Source organism: Hydrogenophaga sp. ANAO-22 (assembly GCF_042466645.1).
Lineage (GTDB): Bacteria > Pseudomonadota > Gammaproteobacteria > Burkholderiales > Burkholderiaceae_C > Hydrogenophaga.
Map to the genome: position 1 here is coordinate 991417 of NZ_CP159956.1, position 14831 is coordinate 1006247.

Consider the following 14831-nt stretch of genomic DNA (forward strand, 5'->3'; position numbering starts at 1 on the left):
GCCCCATGCCCAACATCTACCAAACGGCCATGTTCCACGCGCTGCGCAGCCCGCGCAGCACGGCGCTGTCGGACAGCCACACGGCCATGGACTTCGCCGCCCTCTGTGCCCGCGCCCGGGCGCTGACCGCCCACCTGCAGGGCCTGGGCGTGCGCCGGGGCGACCGCGTCGCCGTGCTCATGCACAACGCCATCGACTACCTCGCGCTGATGCACGCCACCGCCGTGGGCGGCTTCAGCCTGGTGCCGGTGAACACGCGCTACAGCGCCGCCGAGCTGGCGTTTCTCATCAGCGACTGCACGCCCCGCGTGCTGGTGCACGACGCGGAGTTCTCGCCCCTGATCGCGGAGCTGCCGCGGCACCTCGCGCCGGACCAGCTGCCGGTCTGCCTCGACCACCTGGCCAGCGACCTGGCCGACGTGCCGGCGACCGCCGACCCGGTGGCCTGGCGCACCGGCTGCGTCGAGGACGGCGACGTCGCGATCATCATGTACACCTCGGGCACCACCTCCACGCCCAAGGGCGCGATGCTGACCCATGGCAACCTGGTGTGGAACGCGATGAACTACATCATGGAACTCGGCATCGACGCACAGTCGCGCTCGCTCATGGCCACGCCGCTGTTCCACATCGGCGGCTTCGGTGTCATCAACGGCCCCATCCTGTACGCCGGCGGCAGCCTGCACCTGGTGCCGCGCTTCGATGCGCAGAGCGTGGTGGAGGCCTTGCAGCAGAACCTGCCCACGCACGTGTTCCTGCTCTCGGCGATGTGGGTCGGCCTGACCGACCACCCCGGCTTCGCGCAGCTGCGCCTGCCCTCGGTGCGCTACGTGCAGACCGCCGCGGCGCCGCTGGGCGAATGGCGCCAGAAGCTGATCCGCCAGGTGTTTCCCAACGCCGAGTTCGGCTGGGGCTTCGGCATGACGGAGAGCTGCGTCACCACCATCAAGAACCGCTACACGCACGAGATCCTGGACCACCCGGGCTCCATCGGCTACCTCTGGCGCCACGTGGCGCACCGCCTGGTGGACGAGACCGGCCAGGTGCTGGCGGACCAGCGCGGCCCCGGCGAGCTGCAGGTGAAGGGGCCCACCGTCTTCAAGGGCTACTGGAACCAGCCCGAGCTGACCGCCGCCACGCTGGACGCCGACGGCTGGCTGCACACCGGCGACCTCTTCCGCTTCGACGACGAAGGCTTCGCCTACTTCATGGGCCGCAGCAAGGACATGATCAAGACCGGGGGCGAGAACGTGGCGGCGCAGGAAGTGGAGAATTGCCTGGTCGGCCACCCCGATGTGCGCGAGGCCGCCGCCTTCGGCGTGCCGCACGAACGCTGGGGCGAAGAACTGGTGGCTGCCGTGGTGCCGATCGAAGGCCGCCAGCCGGACACCGAGGCGCTGCGCACGCACTGCCGCGAAAGCCTCTCGGGCTTCAAGGTGCCCAAGCGGATTTTTCTGGTGGACAGCCTGCCGCACTCCTCGTCCGGCAAGGTCCAGAAGTTCAAGTTGAGACAAGGATTCGACGCATGACAACGGCCCCTTCCAGCCTGTTGGACGAAGGCTACCTGCCGGCCCTGGCCCGGCGCGCGCAGGCGGACGATTTCGTCGCGCGCCACCGCACGCTGGCCCATCTGAGAATCGGTTTTCGCCACAGCGAGACGGGCCAGCGCGCCTGGATCGCGGTGACGCCGGACACCATCGAAGCGGGCCAGGCCGGCGAGGCGCCCTTCACTTTCGTGGGCGACGAATCGGCCCTGCAGGCCCTGGCCAGCGGCTTCCCCTTCAACCGCCTGGTGCGCCAGCACCGCCTCAGCGTCGAAGGCGACCTGCGCGCCTGCGTGCAGAACTGGCTGCTGATCCACGCCGTCTTGCGCCTGTGCGCGCCCAGGAGCGAATGACATGCCCTACGTGACCACGGCCGACGGCCTGCGCGCCTACTACGACCACGCGGGCGACCCCACGGACGGGCGCACGCCCCTCGTGATGGTGCATGGCGCCAGCCAGGACAGCCTGTCCTGGCAACACAACCTCGACTTCTTCGGCCAGCACTACGCGGTGTACGCGCTGGACCTGCCGGGCCACGGCAAGAGCGGCATGCCCGCCGGCGGCCCGCACACCGACAGCCCGAGCAACGCGCGCCATGTGCTGCAGGTGATCGACGCGCTCGGCCTGGACCGCCCGGTGCTCATGGGCCATTCCATGGGCGGCGGTGTCGTGGCCGCTGCCGCGGCGCTGGCGCCGCAGCGCGTGCGCGGCCTCGTGTTCGTCGACGGCGCCTCGGTCAACGTGGTCAAGAGCTCCGGCTACAACCCGGCCATCCTCGACATGGCGCGCATCAACCCGGGCGACTGGTTCGAGGTGAGCTTCCGCACCCTCATGGGCAGCGGCACCGACGCCGCGCGCGCCGAGGAGATCGTCATGGACGCGCGGCGCTGCATCCCCGAGGTGGCCTTCGCCGACATCCGCGCCTTTGGCGGTTTCCGCATGGAAACCCTGCTGGACCAGCTACAGTGCCCCTGCGTGATCGTTGAAGGTGCCGAAGACTGGTCCGTGCCCCCGAATCCGCGCGGAATGTGGACGCCGCCCTGCAGGCGCGCGGCATTCCGACGGTGTACCTCGAGTGGCCCCGCGTGGGGCATTTCCCCCACAGCGAGCAGCCGGCCACCTTCAACGTCGAGACCCTTGCCGCCCTCCAACGTCTGGACCTCTGATGCCGGAAACCCCCAGCCCTCCCCGCCGCACCACGCTGCACAAGAGCCTCAGCGACGAGTTGCTGCGCATGATCAAGAACGGGGACTACCCGGTGGGCAGCAACCTGCCGACCGAGAACGAGCTGTGCGCGCGCTTCGGCGTCAGCCGGCACACCGTGCGCGAGGCCACGCGCCGCCTCTCCGACCTCGGCCTGGTGGTGCGCAAGCCGCGCACGGGCACCACCGTCGTGCGCCAGCACACCCAGCCGCAGTTCGGCCTGGCGCTGGAGAACACCGAGCAGCTCACCCAGTACCTGGAGACCACGGCGCTGAGCGTGCACCGCGTCACCACCGAGCTGAGCGCGCACCCCACCGAGCTGCGGCTCGAAGGCGTGCCGGCGGACTGGCTCAAGGTCTCCACCTTCCGCTGCGTGCCTGGCACCGACCGGCCAATCTCCTGGACCGACATCTACATCCGCCGGGAGTACCAGGCCGTGGTCGAGCACATCGGCCAGCAACCCGGCGGCGTGTACCCGCTGTTCGAACGCCTGTGCGACGAAACGGTGGAGACCATCGACATGGAGATCTCGGCCGCCACCTTCCCCGCCGCCATCGCCAAGCGCCTGGGCTACACCAAGAGCGATCCCGCCCTGCTGATGGTGCGGCGCTTTCGCAACCCGGCCGGCAAGCTGCTCGAAGTGGCGGTGAGCTACTACCCGCCGTTCGGCTTTCGCTACATGTCCCGCCTCACGCGTGTGCAGGGACGCCACCAGACCGCCCCATGATCCCCAAGGAGTCCGATTTGAAACCCACGTATGGCCAGAGTGTGACGGTGACCGTCGAAGGGCCGGTGGCCCTGGTGCGCTTCGACCGCGGCGTGAACCGCAACGCCATCAACCAGGACACGCTGCTGGCCCTCACCCAGGTCGCGCGCGACCTCGGCGACGCCCTGGACATCCAGGTGGTCGTGCTCACCGGTGCCGCCGACATCTTCTCGGCCGGCATCGACCTGAAGGACCCGGCCAAGTGGAACGAGGACGACCAGGCCCTGCTGCAGCGGCGCGACATGGCGCAGCGCGGCGCGCGCCTGTGCCGCGCATGGGAAAGCCTGCCGCAGCTCACCATCGCGGCCATCGAAGGCATGGTGGTGGGCGGCGCGGCCGCGCTCACCCTGGCGTGCGACTGGCGCGTGGCGTCCAGCCAGGCCGCGTTCTACCTGCCCGAAGTCAAGGTTGGCCTCAACATGGGCTGGGGCGCGATCCCGCGCCTGACCAGCCTGCTCGGCGCGGCGCGCGCCAAGCGCGCCATCCTGCTGGGCGAGAAGCTGGGCGCCGCGCAGGCGCTCGACTGGGGCCTGGTGGACGTGATCAGCGAGCCCGGCCGCGCGGTCGAAGATGCCCAGGCGCTGGCCCGCAAGACCGCCGAAACGCCGGCGGCCCTGCTGCGCATGACCAAGGAATCGGTCAATGCCTGCGCCACCGCGCTGCACCACCCCAGCATCTACATGGACGCCGACCAGGCCCTGGTCTGCCGCGACAGCCAGGAAGGCCGCAGCGCGCGCCAGCAGTTCGTGCAGGCCGGCTGAACAGGTTCAGGCCGTCAGGGCCACACCGCCGCGCAGGCGCGCGGTGACCTCCTCGCGCACATTTTTCGGCGCATCCGCGAGCAAGGCCGGCCAATCCGCCTGCGCGGCCTGCACCAGCGCCTTGCAGTGCCGCAACACCACCGACCTGCGCAGCAGGCCGGCACTCTCCAGCAGCGATTCGAGCTGCGCCCAGGTGAACGCGCGCAGCCTGGCGTCGATGGCGCGGTTGATGCCGTAGTCCGCCGGCGGCATGCCGGTGAAGAAGGCGCTCACGCAGACCGGGTCGTACAAGGGGGCCAGTTGAGGCTCGATGCCATCGGGGTACAGCAGCGCCCAGTTCTTGAGGTGCGCGTCGGTGTTGCCCATGAGGATGAAAGCCAGGAAGCGGCCGAGGAATTCGCGTGTGTCGCGCGCGGGCTGCACCGAATACTGGTTGAGCAGGCGCAGCATCTGGCCGTAGTCCCGCTCGATGCCCCTGCCGTACTTCTGCCTCGGGGCATAGCCCATCACCTGCGCGAACTCTTCCATGTGCACGCGCAGGCCGTGCCGACGGTCGAAGCGCTCGACCGCCAGGATGTGCGGAAAATCGACCGGCTCGGGCAACTGCGCCTGATCCCGCGTGATGATGCTCGCGCGAGCGCAGTCCAGCCCCAGCGCGGCACACAGCCGGTAGCCGGTGTACTCGTTCTCGACGAGTTCGGGGTGGCGGGTGGTCGGCAGCTTCAGGATGTGGCTGCCCGCCACGCCATGCCGCTTGACGACGTAGCGCCGTCCCTCCTGCACCGCGGAGAACTTCGTCACCATCCCGGGCAGGGACGCGGCGTCCTCGACCGGCAGCTCGACAAAGCCCGGCTCCAGCACGTCGAGCCCCAGCGCCGCGTGCCAGTGGCGAACCACCTGCGGGATGTCTTCGTCGGCGGGCACGGGCTCGACTTCCAGCGCGCCCATCAGGTCGTGCCCGGCGGCGGCCAGCAGTTCGAATTCGTCCTCGGTGGTGCAGCCTCTTTGCGCGGCCAGGCGTTCGCGGTTGTGGCCTTCGGGCAAGAGGTTCTGGAAGAAGACCGGCCAGCGGCCGTCGTTGCGCACCAGGCGCTCGTCGCGCGTGGCGCTCAAGATCTGCCGGGTGGCCGCGTCGTCCACCCCGCGCAGGCTCATGGACAGCGTGGGCCGGCGCGGGTCGTTCACGTACGGCTCGTCGAAGGACATGCGCAGGATGTCGCCGTACTGCGAGAGGTAGCCGATGGGCTGCTTCTCCCCCGCCGGCGTGTGCAGGGACAGGCGCAAGTAACGGATGAAGGTGCTCACGGCCGGCCCCTTTCAGGCCGGTGTGTCCAGCAGGTCCACCAGCGACTTCGGCGCACCCGCCCCCGCGGGCTGCCCGAGCACGCGCCCACCCGAGCGCAGGAAGCCCTCCACCTCGGCGCGCAGCGCGCGCGGCACCAGCATCAGCTCCATGCCCATGGCGCGGGCCAGTTCCTGCAGCGTGGACAGCCTGGGATCCATGCCTGCCTCGATGCGCGACACGGTCATGCGGCTGACGCCGGCGCGCTGCGCCAGTTCCTCTTGCGTCAGCGATGCGGCCTTGCGTGCGCCCTCAACGTCTTGAACAATGCTCGTCATGTTGAGCTTTCTGATGATTTTGATAATTCAATTTATCATTTTTCGCTTGACTCAGCAAACCGTTTTGATCGTTTAATTGATCATTTTAATGATTATGATCGTTAGATTGATCATTTTCCTGCTTGCCAGGATGGTGCCAGTACCGGCGACCGACCTCGCGCTGGCACACCACGCGGTCGGGCTCGGCGCTGCGCCAGGTCGCCGCGCCACACCCGGGTGAGTTCACCCAGGGAATGCCGCGCTGGGCATAGCGCTCCAGCACCACCGGCGCGGGGTGGTTGAAGCGGTTGCGGTAGCCCGACTGCACCATCACCAGGCTCGGGCGCAGGGTGTTGAGCAGCACCGGGCTGCTGGAGGTCTGGCTGCCGTGGTGGGGCGCGAGCATCACGGTCGCGCGTTGCTCGGGCCGCGCGAGCGCCAGGCGCACCTCGCGTGCGGCATCGATGTCGCCGCCCAGCCAGGCGCTCTGCGCGCCGTTGGACACGAGCAGCACGCAGGACATGGCGTTGCTGGAGAGCCGCCCCCGGCCGGTCTCGTCGTAGTCATCGGGTTGCGGGTGCAGCACCTCGAAATCCACACCGTCCCACCGCCAGCGCTGGCCCGCCACGCAGCGGCGCGCGGCGTCGCTGTCGTAGGACGAGAGCCAGCGCGCCTGCGGCTGCGCCGCCTGCACCGAGGGCGCGCCACCGGAATGGTCGCTGTCGCTGTGACTGACCACGACCGTGTCGAGCCGCTCGCCGAGCGCGCGCAACAGCGGCAGCACCACACGGTCGCCGGCGTCGGCGGCGTCGGGCTGCGGCCCATAGCGCGGGCCGGTGTCGTAGAGCAGGCTGTGGCCGGCGGTGCGCAGCAGCACCGCGCTGCCCTGCCCCACGTCCAGCGCGATCAATTCGAACTGGCCCGGCGCTGGGCGCGGCGGCGCGTAGAGCAAGGCCGGCCAGAGCAGCATCAGGCCCGAGAGCCGCACCACCCAGGGCAGGCGCAACACGAGCAACACACCGCCCAGCACCGCCGCCAGGGCCAGCGGCCACGGCGCCACGGGCCGGAACAGGGCCGCGCCCGGCCACTGGGCCAGCCACTGCAAGGCGAGCGACAAGGCCTGCACCGCCCAGGCGGCCCCATCCCACAAGGGCGGCGCGAACACACCGAGCAAGGCCAGCGGCGTGACCAGCAGGGTCACCCAGGGAATGGCGGCGAGGTTGGCCACCAGCCCCACCACCGAGAACTGGCCGAACAGCAGCAGGGTGAGCGGCGCGAGCGCCACCGTCACCACGCCCTGCTCGCGCAGCAAGGCCAGGAAGGCCCGCGCCGCGCGCTGCGGCCAGGAGCCCTCGGGCGCGGGCGAGCGCCGGCCCGGGTCGGTGGCGAACAGGATGCCCACCGCCACGAAGCTGAGCCAGAAGCCGGCCTGCATCAAGGCCCAGGGGTCGAGCAGCAGCACCACCGCCATGGCCAGCAGCCACACATGCGGCCAGGGCCACTGTCGCACCGACAGGCGCAGACCGACCACCACGGCCAGCATGAGCACGGTGCGCTGCGCCGGCACGCCCCAGCCCGAGAACAGCGCGTACGCCGTGGCCAGCGCCACGCCACCCAGGCCCGCCGCCCAGGGCGTGGGCAGCGCCAGCAAGGCCTTGGGCCAGCGCAGCGCCAGGCGCCGCCAGAGCGCGCCCACCAGCGCCGTGGCCAGCCAGGCGAACAGCGTCACGTGCAATCCTGAAATGCTCATCAAATGAGCGACGCCTGTGGTGCGGAAGAGGTCCCAGTCGCTGCGGTCGATGGCGGACTGGTCGCCCACCACCAGCGCGGCCAGCACGCCCGCGCTGCGCGGGTCTTCGTGCACGCGGGCCTCGATGCGCTCGGCCACGCCCTGGCGCAAGCGGTCCAGCGGGTGCCAGGGTGTGGCGCCCAGCCGCTGGGGCGCCGGGTCGCGCGGGCCGCTGCGCACATAACCGGTGGCCTGGATGCCCTGCTCCCAGAGCCAGCGTTCGCGGTCGAAGCCGTGCGGGTTGGCGTTGCCGTGCGGGCTGCGCAGGCGCACCGTGAAACGCCAGCGGTCGCCCGCGCGCAGGCCGGGGCCGGCCCCGCCGGCCTCATCGGGCCGCAGGTACCAGCCCAGTTGCAGGCGCGGAGGCAGCGCCACCGCCTGGCCGCCGCGCGCGGCCGACTCCACCACGAACTCGAAGCGCTCACCCTGCGCGCTTCGCTGCGGCAGGGAGGCGATGCGCCCGGTCGCCTCGATGTCGATGCCTTGCAGGGCCGGGTCGAGCGCGTCGGCCGCGAAATGCACGGCGCGGGCGCCGGTGGCACCGACACCGATGAGCGCGCCCGCCGCCCACGCCAGCAGCAGCGCAGGGGCGGCACGCCGGGTCAGCCGCAAGGCCCCCAGGCCCAGCACACCGGCCAGCAGCAAAGCGCCGTAGACCTCCAGGGACCACAGCGCGGGCTGCTGCAATTGCAGCGCCACGCCCAGCACCCAGCCCAGCAGCGCCCCGAAGCCGGAATGGCGCACGATCAGACCGGGCGGCACCGCTTGGTGGAAATGTCATGTGGCCGTGGCGCAAGACTTGCTAGCATGGCTGCAAGCCGCGTCGGCCGGTTGGTGGCTCGCGGATCCATTGTTGTTCCCCTCCCAGGAAAGTCTCTCGTATGGCCATCCATGTTGCCCTGAGCCACATCACCCATTATCGGTACGACCGCCTGGTCAAGCTGGGGCCTCAGGTGGTCCGGCTGCGGCCCGCGCCGCACAGCCGCACCAAGGTGCTCTCGTATTCGCAGCGCATCGAACCCGGCGAGCATTTCATCAACTGGCAGCAGGACCCGTTCGCCAACTACCAGGCGCGCCTGGTGTTCCCCGAGCCCACCACCGAGTTCAAGGTCACGATCGACCTGGTGGTGGAAATGGCGGTCTACAACCCGTTCGATTTCTTCCTGGAGCCTTCGGCCGAGAACTTCCCGTTCAAGTACGACGAGGCGCAGAAGCAGGAACTGGCTCCGTACCTGGCCACCGCGCCGCTCACGCCGCTGCTCAAGGCCTACGTGGCCGAGGTGGACCGCAGCGAGCGCCGCACGATCGACTTCCTGGTCGAGATCAACCAGCGACTGCAGCGCGACATCGCCTACACCATCCGCATGGAGCCCGGCGTGCAGACGCCCGAGGACACGCTCAAGCTCAAGAGCGGCTCGTGCCGCGACAGCGGCTGGCTGCTGGTGCAGATCCTGCGCCACATGGGCCTGGCCGCGCGCTTCGTCTCGGGCTACCTGATCCAGCTCACGTCCGACGTGAAGTCGGTCGACGGCCCCAATGGCCCCGAGAAAGACTTCACCGACCTGCACGCCTGGTGCGAGGTCTTCCTGCCTGGCGCGGGCTGGATCGGGCTGGACCCGACCTCGGGCCTGCTCGCGGGCGAAGGCCATGTGCCGCTGGCCTGCACGCCGCAGCCCTCGAGCGCGGCGCCGGTGGAAGGTGGCGTGGACAAGTGCGAGGTGGAATTCAGCCACCACATGAGCGTGACGCGGGTCTACGAGTCGCCGCGCGTCACCCGCCCCTACACCGACGAACAATGGGCCGGCGTGCTGGCCCTGGGCGAAAAGGTGGACGCCGACCTGGAACAGCACGACGTGCGCCTGACCATGGGCGGGGAGCCCACCTACGTGGCCACCAGCGACCGCGACGCCGCCGAGTGGAACACCGACGCGCTGGGCCCCACCAAGCGCGGTTACGCCACCGAGCTGCTGGGGCGCCTGCGTGCCGAGTACGGCGCGGGCGGCTTCGTGCACATGGGCCAGGGCAAGTGGTACCCGGGCGAGCAATTGCCGCGCTGGGCGCTGTCGATGTTCTGGCGCGCCGATGGCGAGACGCTCTGGCACAACCCGGCCCTGCTGGCCGACGAGCGCGACGAAGCGCGCTGCACCAGCGACGACGCGCGCCGCTTCACGCAGGCGCTGGCGCGCAAGCTCGGCCTGTCCACCCAGTACATCACCCCGGGCTACGAGGACACCTGGTACTACCTCTGGCGCGAGCGCCGCCTGCCGGTGAACGTGGACCCGTTCGACAGCAAGCTCGACGACGAGCTCGAACGCGCCCGCCTGCGCCGCGTCTTCGGCCAGGGGCTGGACGCCACCGTGGGCTACGTGCTGCCGCTGCAGGCCTCGGGCCGCAACGGCGCGCTGTCCAACAACGGCAAGAGCGGCTACCCGCGCATCTCGGGCACGGTGTGGTCCACCGGGCCCTGGTTCTTCCGCGACGAGCGCATGTACCTCATCCCGGGCGACTCGCCCATGGGCTACCGCCTGCCGCTGGACTCGCTGCCCTGGGTCTCGGCCGGCGACTACCCGTACCACATCGAACAGGACCCGCACTCCGCGCGCGACCCCCTGCCGCGTGGCGCGGCCGTGAAGCACCAGGTGTCACCGCACCAGGTGGGTGGCGGCTTCGCCGAAGGCGGCACGGTCTCCATGCAAGGCATGGACTTCGACCCGGATGCCGAAACCGTGGAAGGCCTGCGCCCGGGCCAGCCCGGCCCTGGCGCGGCGCCCGCGCAGGCCTTGGCCGCGCGCTTTCCGCAGCGCGCCGAATCGGCCGCCTGGCTCACGCGCACCGCGCTGTGCGTGGAAGCGCGCGACCCGCACCGCGCCAACGGCCCCAAGGCCGAGAAGGCCGGCGGCGGCAAGAACCAGCACCTCTACATCTTCATGCCGCCCATGGCGCTGCTGGAGGACTACCTCGACCTGCTCGCCGCCGTGGAAGCCACGGCCGAGAAGCTGGGCATGAGCATCGTGCTCGAAGGCTACCCGCCGCCGCGCGACCCGCGCCTGAAGATGCTGCAGGTCACGCCCGACCCGGGCGTGATCGAGGTCAACATCCACCCCGCGCACAACTGGGGCGAGCTGGTGGAGCACACCGAATTCCTCTACGAGGCCGCGCACCAGACGCGCCTGTGCGCCGAGAAGTTCATGACCGATGGCCGCCACACCGGCACCGGCGGCGGCAACCACTTCGTGCTCGGCGGCGCCACGCCGGCGGACTCGCCCTTCCTGCGCCGGCCCGAGCTGCTGGGCAGCCTGCTGGCCTACTGGCACAACCACCCCTCGCTGTCCTACCTGTTCAGCGGCCTGTTCATCGGCCCGACCAGCCAGGCGCCGCGCGTGGACGAGGCGCGCAACGACCAGCTCTACGAACTGGAGATCGCGCTCAAGGAAATCGAGCGCCAAGTGCGGCAAGGCCGCCCCGCCGCCGGGCCGCCCCAAGGCGGGGCAGCCCCCTCGGGGGGCAGCGGACCACGCGCAGCGGGGGAGCGTGGGGGCGACGCCTTCATGCCGCCGTGGATGGTGGACCGCACGCTGCGCAACATCCTGATCGACGTCACCGGCAACACGCACCGCAGCGAGTTCTGCATCGACAAGCTCTACTCGCCCGATGGCCCCACCGGGCGCCTGGGCCTGCTGGAGCTGCGCGCCTTCGAGATGCCGCCACACGCGCGCATGAGCATCGCGCAGCAGCTGCTGCTGCGCGCCATGATCGCGCGCTTCTGGAAGCAGCCCTGGCAGGGCCGCCTCACCCGCTGGGGCACCGAACTGCACGACCGCTGCCTGCTGCCCACCTTCGTGCGCATGGACTTCGAGGACGTGCTCACCGACATGGCCGACGCCGGCTACCCCTTCGACATGGCGTGGTTCGAGCCGCACTTCGAGTTCCGTTTCCCGCTGGTGGGCGAGGTCGCCGCGCGCGGCATCGAGCTCACCATCCGCAGTGCGCTGGAGCCCTGGCACGTGATGGGCGAAGAAGGCGCGGTCGGCGGCACCGTGCGCTACGTGGACTCCTCGCTGGAGCGCGTGGAGGTGCGCGTGAGCGGCTTCAACGACAGCCGCCACGTGATCACCTGCAACGGCCGCGCCCTGCCCCTGCAGAGCACCGGCACCGCGGGCGAGTACGTGGCCGGTGTGCGCTACAAGGCCTGGAGCCCGCCCTCGGCGCTGCACCCCTCGATCGCCGCGCACGCGCCGCTGACCTTCGACATCGTCGACACCTGGCTCAAGCGATCCATGGGCGGCTGCCAATACCACGTCGCCCACCCGGGCGGGCGCAACTACGACACATTCCCCATCAACGCCTACGAGGCCGAGAGCCGCCGGCTGTCGCGCTTCTTCCAGATGGGGCACACGCCCGGCCGCATGGACGTGACGCCGGCCCAGCACAGCCGCGAGTTCCCGTTCACGCTCGACCTGCGGACCTGAACACGCGGCCCGGGCCTGCCAGAACCTGTTTGAAGGATGCCACACGGCGATTCACGTCCCCCCGGCCCGCCGATACCCCAGCGGGCATACTCTAAGCCCGTGAATCCCGACCCCACCGAATCCCTCTTTGCCCAGTTGCGCCCGGACACCCCGGGGGCCTGGGCGCTCTCCCTGTCCGTGCCGGCGGATGCGGGCCACCGAGACGAGCTGCGCGCCGGCGGCGACCCCGAGGCCTCGGCGCTGTCGCGCCCCTGGGCCAGCTTCTTCGAACACATCGGTGCCGACGGCTTCAGCGACCTCAACCGCCGCGCCGAAAACCTCGAGCGCCAGATCCGCGACAACGGCGTGACCTACAACGTCTACGCCGACGCCTCCACCGGGCTCGAACGCCCCTGGTCGCTCGACCTCTTCCCCAAGCTCATCGGCCCGCAGGACTGGGCGCAGATCGAGGCCGGCGTGCTGCAGCGCACGCGATTGCTCAACGCCATGATGGCCGACCTGTACGGCGAGCGCGAACTGCTCAAGCGCGCGCTGCTGCCGGCCGCGCTGGTGCAGGGCCACCCGGGGTACCTGCGCTCCATGCAGGGCGTGCGCCCGCCGGGCGACACCTGGCTGCACATCGTGGGCTTCGACCTCGCGCAGGGGCCCGACGGCCGCTGGTGGGTGGTCGGCCAGCGCACCCAGGCGCCCTCGGGCCTGGGCTACCTGCTGGAAAACCGCATCGCCATCGGGCGCCAGTTCCCCAAGGCCTTCGCCGGCATGAAGGTGCAGCGCCTGGCCGCGAGCTACCGCGCCCTCATGGACGGCATCAAGCGCATGGCGCCCGAGGGCGAGAACGCGCGCATCGCCCTGCTCACGCCCGGCCCCTACAACGAGACCTACTTCGAACACGCCTACCTCGCGCGCTACCTCGGCCTCACGCTGGTGGAAGGCAACGACCTCACGGTGCGCGACCAGCGCCTGTTCCTCAAGACGCTCAGCGGCCTGGAGCCGGTGCACGCGCTCATCAAGCGGCTGGACGACGAGTGGCTGGACCCGCTGGAGCTGCGCTCCGATTCGCGCCTGGGCGTGCCCGGCCTGCTGCAGGTGCTGCGCGCGGGCAACCTGCTGCTGGCCAACGCGCCGGGCTCGGCCCCGCTGGAATCGAGCGCGCTGCTGGGCTTCCTGCCCGCCATCAGCCGCCACCTGCTGGGCGAGGAACTGAGCCTGCCTTCGCTGGCCACCTGGTGGTGCGGTGAAGACGCCGCGCTGCGCGAGGTGCTGCCGCTGCTGCGCGACAGCGTGATCAAGCCCACCTACCCGCGCTCCGGACTGGACACCGTGATGGGCCAGAGCCTGAGCGCGCGCGAGCTCGACGAGTGGTCGGGCCGCATGGCCCGCCATGCCGACGACTACACCGTGCAGTCCTGGCTGCCGCTGTCGCAGACGCCGACCTGGAGCGGCGAGCGGCTGATGCCCCGCTCGGCCATGCTGCGCGTGTTCGCGCTGGCCGACGGCCCGAAGTCCTGGCGCGTGCTGCCCGGCGGCATGGTGCGCCTGGCACCGCGCGGCCAGCTCATCGCCGCCATGCAGCGCGGCGGCAGCAGCGCCGACTGCTGGGTGCTCACCGACGGCCCGGTGGACCACACCAGCCTGCTGCAATCCGCGCCGAGCACGCTCACGCTGGCGCAGCAGAAGCGCCCCGTGACCAGCCGCGCCGCCGAAAACCTGTTCTGGCTCGGCCGCTACACCGAGCGCGCCGAAAACAGCGTGCGGCTCGCGCAGATCGTGCTCAGCCACCTGGGCGGTGAAGAGCCGAACTCGCGCGCGCTGATGGCCTGGCTGACCAGCATGGCGCGCGAGAACGCCCTGGTGCTGCCCGACGTGCCCACCGCCTCGCTCTCGGCGCGCGTGTTCTCGCGCAGCCTCATCGCCGCGCTCTCGCCCGCGCCCGGCGACGCGCTGGCCGCGCAGTCGTTCAGCGTGGGCTTCAACCTGCGCGCGCTCAAGGCGGCGGCCGCGCAGGTGCGCGAGCGCCTGTCGCAGGAGCACTGGAACCTGATCGAGCGCACCGAGGCCAGTTTCGCGCGCGACTGCGCCGCCTTGTCCACCGACGCCGAGTACGCCACCGCCGAAGCCATCGCGGCGCTGCAGAACGCCAGCGAGCTGCTCGCGGCCATCACCGGCTCACAGACCGACCGCATGGTGCGCGACGACGGCTGGCGCCTGCTCTCCATGGGCCGCCACATCGAACGGCTCATCACGCTGGCGCGCGCGCTGTCGCTCGCGCTCGAACACGGCTGCGTGCACGACCAGGCCGGCTTCGAGGCCGTGGTCGCGCTGTTCGACAGCACCATCACCTTCCACGCGCAATACCAGCAGCGGCGCGACATGGTGGCGCTGATCGACCTGCTGGTGATGGACCGCGACAACCCGCGCTCGCTGGCCTGGGTGGTGCACACGCTGCGCTCCCGCCTGGCCAAGCTCTCGCACAGCGCCACGCCGCAGGACGCGGTGCTCGCGCGCGGCCTGCCCGACCCCAACACCTGGGTGCTGCCCGACCTGAGCAACTGGCAGCGCAGCCCGGACGGCCAGCGCGTCTGGAGCGACCTGGCCGCCTTGCTCGACGGCTGCGAGATCGCGGCGATCGACCTCTCCGACGAGATCACGCGCCTGCACTTCAGCCACGCGGACCAGCGCAACCAATCGCTTGGGGCCTGA

General features: G+C 70.6%; 10 protein-coding genes and 1 pseudogene. 8 read left to right on the top strand and 3 right to left on the bottom strand.

Features of this window, described 5'->3' with window-relative positions:
- The first annotated feature begins 5 nt into the window (after positions 1-5).
- From ABSY19_RS04645 to ABSY19_RS04670, 6 genes and pseudogenes are all read left to right on the top strand, one after another.
- Entirely contained in the window at positions 6-1529 is a 1524-nt protein-coding gene (locus ABSY19_RS04645; protein WP_382159520.1) for a class I adenylate-forming enzyme family protein, read from the top strand.
- Positions 1526-1897 (top strand): hypothetical protein, encoded by a 372-nt coding sequence (locus ABSY19_RS04650; protein ID WP_382159523.1) that lies wholly within the window; start codon positions 1526-1528, stop codon positions 1895-1897. Before ABSY19_RS04645 ends, ABSY19_RS04650 begins: the two co-directional genes overlap by 4 nt.
- Before the next feature lie 85 nt (positions 1898-1982).
- A pseudogene (locus tag ABSY19_RS04655) lies at positions 1983-2495 on the top strand (alpha/beta fold hydrolase); the annotation flags it as partial.
- Between the two features lie 77 nt (positions 2496-2572).
- Entirely contained in the window at positions 2573-2710 is a 138-nt protein-coding gene (locus ABSY19_RS04660; RefSeq protein ID WP_382159526.1) for a hypothetical protein, read from the top strand.
- Positions 2710-3474 carry a GntR family transcriptional regulator gene (locus ABSY19_RS04665; protein ID WP_382159528.1) on the top strand — a complete coding sequence of 255 codons (765 nt, stop codon included), beginning with the start codon at positions 2710-2712 and terminating at the stop codon, positions 3472-3474. Before ABSY19_RS04660 ends, ABSY19_RS04665 begins: the two co-directional genes overlap by 1 nt.
- Positions 3471-4274 carry an enoyl-CoA hydratase/isomerase family protein gene (locus ABSY19_RS04670; RefSeq protein WP_382163680.1) on the top strand — a complete coding sequence of 268 codons (804 nt, stop codon included), beginning with the start codon at positions 3471-3473 and terminating at the stop codon, positions 4272-4274. The genes ABSY19_RS04665 and ABSY19_RS04670 overlap by 4 nt, the downstream gene beginning before the upstream one ends.
- Positions 4275-4280: 6 nt before the next feature.
- On the opposite strand, the gene ABSY19_RS04675 is transcribed toward ABSY19_RS04670, so the two are convergent.
- The 3 genes from ABSY19_RS04675 to ABSY19_RS04685 form a co-directional block, all read right to left on the bottom strand.
- The gene (locus ABSY19_RS04675) at positions 4281-5579 is read right to left on the bottom strand and encodes a type II toxin-antitoxin system HipA family toxin (protein WP_382159531.1); all 1299 of its coding nucleotides are present in this window, start codon (positions 5577-5579) and stop codon (positions 4281-4283) included.
- Between the two features lie 12 nt (positions 5580-5591).
- Complete coding sequence (locus ABSY19_RS04680) at positions 5592-5894, bottom strand: helix-turn-helix transcriptional regulator (protein ID WP_382159533.1); 303 nt, start codon at positions 5892-5894, stop codon at positions 5592-5594.
- A gap of 85 nt (positions 5895-5979) precedes the next feature.
- A complete protein-coding gene (locus ABSY19_RS04685; RefSeq protein ID WP_382159536.1) occupies positions 5980-8424 on the bottom strand; it encodes a DNA internalization-related competence protein ComEC/Rec2 in 2445 nt (814 codons plus the stop codon).
- 119 nt (positions 8425-8543) lie between these two features.
- Between ABSY19_RS04685 and ABSY19_RS04690 the strand changes: the two genes are divergently transcribed.
- Together ABSY19_RS04690 and ABSY19_RS04695 are read left to right on the top strand one after the other, a co-directional pair.
- On the top strand, positions 8544-12131 hold the full coding sequence (locus tag ABSY19_RS04690; RefSeq protein ID WP_382159539.1) for a DUF2126 domain-containing protein: 3588 nt from the start codon (positions 8544-8546) through the stop codon (positions 12129-12131).
- A gap of 99 nt (positions 12132-12230) precedes the next feature.
- On the top strand, positions 12231-14831 hold the full coding sequence (locus ABSY19_RS04695) for a circularly permuted type 2 ATP-grasp protein (RefSeq protein WP_382159541.1): 2601 nt from the start codon (positions 12231-12233) through the stop codon (positions 14829-14831).

What these genes read in the sequence shown, in the direction of transcription:
- ABSY19_RS04645 (WP_382159520.1), top strand. Translation starts at nt 6, where the DNA reads ATGCCCAACATCTACCAAACGGCCATGTTCCACGCGCTGCGCAGCCCG.
- ABSY19_RS04650 (WP_382159523.1), top strand. Translation starts at nt 1,526, where the DNA reads ATGACAACGGCCCCTTCCAGCCTGTTGGACGAAGGCTACCTGCCGGCC.
- ABSY19_RS04665 (WP_382159528.1), top strand. Translation starts at nt 2,710, where the DNA reads ATGCCGGAAACCCCCAGCCCTCCCCGCCGCACCACGCTGCACAAGAGC.
- ABSY19_RS04670 (WP_382163680.1), top strand. Translation starts at nt 3,471, where the DNA reads ATGATCCCCAAGGAGTCCGATTTGAAACCCACGTATGGCCAGAGTGTG.
- ABSY19_RS04680 (WP_382159533.1), bottom strand. Translation starts at nt 5,894, where the DNA reads ATGACGAGCATTGTTCAAGACGTTGAGGGCGCACGCAAGGCCGCATCG.
- ABSY19_RS04690 (WP_382159539.1), top strand. Translation starts at nt 8,544, where the DNA reads ATGGCCATCCATGTTGCCCTGAGCCACATCACCCATTATCGGTACGAC.